Below are 3185 nucleotides of genomic sequence, written 5' to 3'. Positions count from 1 at the left end.
GCGGCTTTTTTCGAGCGATCCTGTTTTCGTCGCAGGATCCTTCCTGCACGCGCTTTAATATTAGCAAAATTTTTTTGTTTTGCAAGAGCTTTTCAACAACTGACGTTTTTAGGTTTCAATCGTTGATTCTACTGATTATTTTTTACGTTCGCCGCGGAGCGTGTCTATTTACAATGTAAATAATACAAAAATCTACGGCGCAATAATTTTTTATTTCCGATTAAGTGATTAGCTTGAATCACGTTGCATCATTCCAAAAAGTCGATCTTCTTCGCAGACTTTTTCACTGAGGAATTTTTGGAGAATAATCGCCTTTTTGGGCGTTTTCCCATCCCTATTTCCCGACGGCTTCGTCCGGATCGTCCCCATAAAAAACGCCGCCGTCGCGCTCCTCAGCGCGGCGGCGGCGTTTTCCTCTTCAGGTGACGCGTCGGTCAAAAGCTCAGCATGGTGCGGAAGCGCACCTGCTTGTTGTCGTAATCTTTCATGTTGACGGCGCCGTCCTGATCGTTGTAGGCCAGTTCGAAATAAAGGCCGGGGCTGTATTGATAGCCGACGCCGACGGTCCACTCGCGCGGCGCCGGGGAAAGATTGTCGACGTCGTAGCGGGCGTAACGCTCGAATGTGCTCCAGCGTTCGTTCCACTGCTGGCGCGCGCCCACGAACCACACGCTGGCGTCGTCGGCCAACGAGAAGTTGCGTCTCGCGCCGCGGCGCGGCCAGTCGACGTCGTCGTTGAACGACCATGGGACGTTGTCGAGGCGGAAGCCCGCGTCGATCTGGGCGTACTCCAGCCAGACGCTGGTGAAGCGCAGTTTTTCCTGGCCGAGGTCGAAGATCACCTTCCAGGCTTTGGGATCGTCGGCCGCCGTGGGGACGCCGTAATAGCGCGCCAGGCCGTCGTTCAGATCCTGCCGGTAATAGGCGCCGCGGAAAGCGATGCCGTCGGAAAGCATGTATCCCAACCCGGCCCAGTACGTGTTGAAGTTGGCGTCGTTTTCGTTGCGCCACAGGCCGTTCAGGCTCAGCCAGGCGCGCTCGCCCAGATTGACCTTGAGGCGGGCGCCGTAATGTTCGCCGCCGGCATTGGCGGCGTAGACCGAATCGCCGTCGTCGGCGCGCTGCGAGGCGGCGAACGCCGCCAGCTCCACGGCGCCGGCGTCTTTCTTCAGGCTGGCGCCGCGGTAGGCGGAGCCCATGAAGAAGCCGTTGCGGTCATGATAGAGGCGGTCCTCGTCTTCCCAGTCGAGCGCAAATTGCCCGGCCCTGAAGGTCAGCCCCCAGCCGAGGAAATCGGCCGCCGTCACCCAAAAACGGTCGAACGTGCCGTCGCTCCAGCGCGCGTCGAAGCCGATTCCGCCGCCAAGATCGCGGCGCAGGTAAAGCCGGGCTTCGTCGAACGTGAAGCCGTCGCTCAGCGCGCCCGAACCGGGCAGATCGTTCTCCCAGGCGTTGTAATCGAATTGCAGGGTTCCGCCGATTTTCCAGCCGCCCAGCCCTTTTTCGAGAGCGCCGAGACGGCCGTCAAGAGCGTCGGTTTTCACTCCGAGGGCTTCCAGTTCGGGACGGAATTCGGCCGCGAGCTCGGTGAGGCGGGCCCGGTCTTCGCCGCCGGCGCCGCCGTTGACCAGCGCGCGGGCCACGATGACGGCGATCTCGTAACGGCTCATGACGCGCTCGCCCTTGAACGCGCCGTCGGGATAGCCTTCGAGGATCCCCTTGGCGCCGAGTTCGGCCACGGCGTCATAGGCCCAGTGGCCGGCGGGCACGTCGCCGAACGGCTCGGCGCGCGCGGCGGAAAGCGCCGCCAACGCGAGCGCCGCCGCCAGAAAAAGCGTTTTGCGGATATTCATTTTCGCTTCACCCCGCTTTTCGAAAGACAGAAAATTCCCGCGCCGCGACGGCGGGCACGGAAGAAAAAGGCCGGCGGACCGGCCGGTCGATGGCATTCGTCACCGCACGGCCCCACGATCGCGAACCGCGCGTCATTATCATAGCATTTTTCGCGGCGGATGGCGAATCGCGGGATCAAAATCGATCATATCCGTTTGACCGTTTTGCCAATTCTCGATCAGAAAGCGCGCTGCGCTCCCCGAAAACGCGAAGAGGCGACTGCCCGAAAGCAGCCGCCTCTGTTTTTTTGCAGGACAGACCGGATCTTAGAACGTCAGCAGGGTGCGGAAGCGGATGAAGCTGCCGTCCTCGAAACCGGGAACGCCATTGGCGCCCACGTCCATCTTGTTGTAAGCCAGTTCGAAGTAAAGGTTGGGGCTGTACTGGTAGCCGACGCCCACCGCCCAGTCCTTGGCCTTGTCGCCGCCGTCGGGATCATACTGAGCGTAACGGCCGAAAGTGCTCCACTTATCGTTCCACTCCTGCTTGGCGGCGACGAAGATCACGTCCGTGTCGGCGCCGAAGGTCGTAAAGCCGTCGAGGTAATCGCCAAGCTTGCCGAAAGCGTAGGGCAGATTTTCAGCGATAAAGCCCTGATCGAACTGAGCGTACTCGACCCACAGGCTGGTGAATTTGAGCACGTCCTGGCTGACGTCGAGGGCGACTTTCCAGGCCTTGGGGTCGTCGATGGCGGCGCCGTCGATGTCTTCCATGTAATAAGCGCCCTTCAGCTCGAGGCCGTCGGCGAACTTGAAGCCGAGCGCGGCCCAGTAGGCGGCGAAATCGTCGCTGCCCCACTCCGCGGCGCTTTTGCCCTCGGGTCTGACCCAATAACCGTTGGCGCTCAGCCAGAACTTCTCGTTGAAGTTCAGCTTCAGGCGGGCGCCGTAGTACTCGCCGCTCTCGTTCCGGTCATAGACCGACCAGCCGTCGTCGGCGCGGTTGGAAGCGGCGAAGCCCGACACCTCGGCCAGGCCGAACGTCTTGCTGAGGCCGAAGCCGCGGTAGGTCAGCCCCTGGAACAAACCGGCGTCTTCGTGTTCGCCGTAGTAGAGCCCGTCGTCGTCCTCCCAGTCGATGTCGAACTGACCGGCTTTGACGGTGAAGCCTTCCCAACCGAGGAAATCTTCGGCCGTCAGGTAGAAGCGGTCAAACGTGTCGTCGCCCCACTCGGCGTCGAAGCTGACCTTGTCGCTCAGGTCGCGGTGCAGGAACAGACGGGCGCTGTCGAACTCGAAGCCGTGATTGCCCTCAAGGTCGTCGCGGCCGCCGTTGAAGTCGAACTGCATTTC

General features: G+C 60.8%; 2 protein-coding genes. Both read right to left on the bottom strand.

Annotation, left to right across the window (positions count from 1 at the left end; genetic code table 11):
- Positions 1-434: 434 nt before the first annotated feature.
- Positions 435-1853, bottom strand: coding sequence for an S-layer homology domain-containing protein (locus tag HMPREF7215_RS12005; protein WP_009166195.1), 1419 nt, complete (start codon positions 1851-1853; stop codon positions 435-437).
- Positions 1854-2159: 306 nt separating this feature from the next.
- Positions 2160-3185: porin family protein (locus HMPREF7215_RS13735; RefSeq protein WP_198004616.1), on the bottom strand; the 1026-nt coding region annotated here is incomplete at its 5' end.

This window comes from Pyramidobacter piscolens W5455 (assembly GCF_000177335.1).
Lineage (GTDB): Bacteria > Synergistota > Synergistia > Synergistales > Dethiosulfovibrionaceae > Pyramidobacter > Pyramidobacter piscolens.
Note: the sequence above shows the minus strand (reverse complement) of the source record. Positions and strands in the feature narration are given on the sequence as shown.

Bases quoted from the DNA above. Each gene is read 5' to 3' on its own strand.
- HMPREF7215_RS12005 (WP_009166195.1), bottom strand. From the start codon at position 1,853: ATGAATATCCGCAAAACGCTTTTTCTGGCGGCGGCGCTCGCGTTGGCG.